The organism is Sinorhizobium fredii USDA 205 (assembly GCF_001461695.1).
In the GTDB taxonomy this organism is placed as follows: Bacteria; Pseudomonadota; Alphaproteobacteria; order Rhizobiales; family Rhizobiaceae; genus Sinorhizobium; species Sinorhizobium fredii.
In genome coordinates this window covers 1-1,605 of sequence record NZ_AUTC01000080.1, presented here as the reverse complement: position 1 = coordinate 1,605, position 1,605 = coordinate 1, and the positions used below count along the sequence as shown (strand labels likewise).

General features: G+C 57.1%; 2 protein-coding genes. One reads left to right on the top strand and one right to left on the bottom strand.

Features of this window, described 5'->3' with window-relative positions; all coding sequences use genetic code 11:
- Positions 1-251: 251 nt before the first annotated feature.
- Complete coding sequence (locus N181_RS09530) at positions 252-845, bottom strand: TetR/AcrR family transcriptional regulator (RefSeq protein ID WP_037437187.1); 594 nt, start codon at positions 843-845, stop codon at positions 252-254.
- A 155-nt stretch (positions 846-1,000) separates the two neighbouring features.
- On the opposite strand from N181_RS09530, the gene N181_RS09525 reads away from it, so the two are divergent.
- Positions 1,001-1,399, top strand: a complete 399-nt coding sequence (locus N181_RS09525) for a RidA family protein (protein ID WP_037437184.1) — start codon at positions 1,001-1,003, stop codon at positions 1,397-1,399.
- The last annotated feature ends 206 nt before the right edge of the window (positions 1,400-1,605 follow it).

Below are 1,605 nucleotides of genomic sequence, written 5' to 3'. Positions count from 1 at the left end.
AGCGCGGAGAATGCTCAAACTCCGAGTTTTTCAACGATATCGGCCCGAAGACGACCTTTAGCTCCGCTGCTCTCGACGGCGGTAGCGGGTGGAGAGGAGACCTTATTCGCCAACTCTCCGATGGCCGTTTGCGCCAGAAGCGGAAGTTGCTCCAGTCGCAAGCCCCCCGCGGTCTTGAAGGCTGTAGCTTCACTTGAGCATTCGGCGAAGCCAAAGTCTGGTCTGAACGCTCGACTATGGCCTTTAGTAGATCACAAAGGCTCCAAAAGCAGACCTGCCGCCAAGGAACGAAAAGCCTCGACCGCCTTCGGCAGCACGCTCTGCGGGTTTTCGCTCGCGGCGATCCAGAGAGCAGCATTGAGAGCCGCGCCGCTCAGCAACCGGGCCGCCGCCTCTGCGTCAAGCGGCTTGAGGATGCCTTGTGCGATAAGGCGCTCCACAGTGCTCTTGGTCACCTGTAGACAACTGTTCTGGCTGGGCCACTGCGAGGGATCGCCTAACACCGCAGGTCCGTCGAGCAGAACGATGCGTTGGACTTCTGGATTAAGCGCCATCTCGATATAGGCCGCACCCTCGGCGAGCAGACCCTGCCAATCATTACCCGCCCGAGCCCCGATCTCCTTAGCGCGCGCCGCCATTTCCATGTCAATCTGATCGACGACCGCCGCCAGGAGCCCGCGCTTGTCTCCGAAGTTGTGGTAAAGCGCACCCCGTGTCAGACCGACGTCAGCCGTCAGCTCGTCCATTGATGCTGCGGAGTACCCCTTTTCCGCAAAAGCCTTCCGCGCAGCCGCTATCAACTTGACGCGGTTTTCCTGCATCGTTTCGCTGCGTCTTTTCCCCATTCCATCCTCAATTTCACATACGAGGCGTATATTAAACTTGACATCCGGCACGTATACAGAATATTCCACATACGTGTCGTATATGAAATATGGCGCGGGTTGTGAAGCGTTGCTCCGCGCCCATCGGCTGCTGTCAACAATAAAGAGAGATCAGAATGACCCAACGCGAAGCAATCTTTCCTGCCAACAGGCACACCCTTTATGAGGAACACGGCTATTCCGCCGCTATCCGATCCGGTGATCTTCTGTTTGTGTCCGGACAGGTCGGCAGCCGTTCCGATGGAACACCCGAACCAGATTTCGAACGGCAAGTGCGGCTGGCCTTTGAAAACCTCAAGGCCACGCTGAGCGCAGCGGGCTGCACAATGGATGATATCGTGGACATAACCACCTTCCACACTGACCCTGAAAACCAGTTCGGAACTATCATGGCTGTCAAGCAACAGATTTTCAGCAAGCCACCCTACCCGAATTGGACTGCGCTCGGCGTAAACTGGCTCGCCGGCTTCGACTTTGAGATAAAGGTCATCGCCCGTATTCCGGCGGGTACGTGACATCGCCACGCCCCCGGTGAGAAAATCGCCATGTTCTGTCGCACGAGCGCTCTCCAGAAGAGGGCTCTTGCGATGGAGTTTGCGAAAGCTCGATGACCGCTTCGGGCTCAATCAAGACGTTTATCGGGTTACCGCAGATGACGGCTTTGGGTGGAGGCGGTGTGAAAACTCCCGCGCATGATAGCCTACCTCGAGTTGAGCGGGAG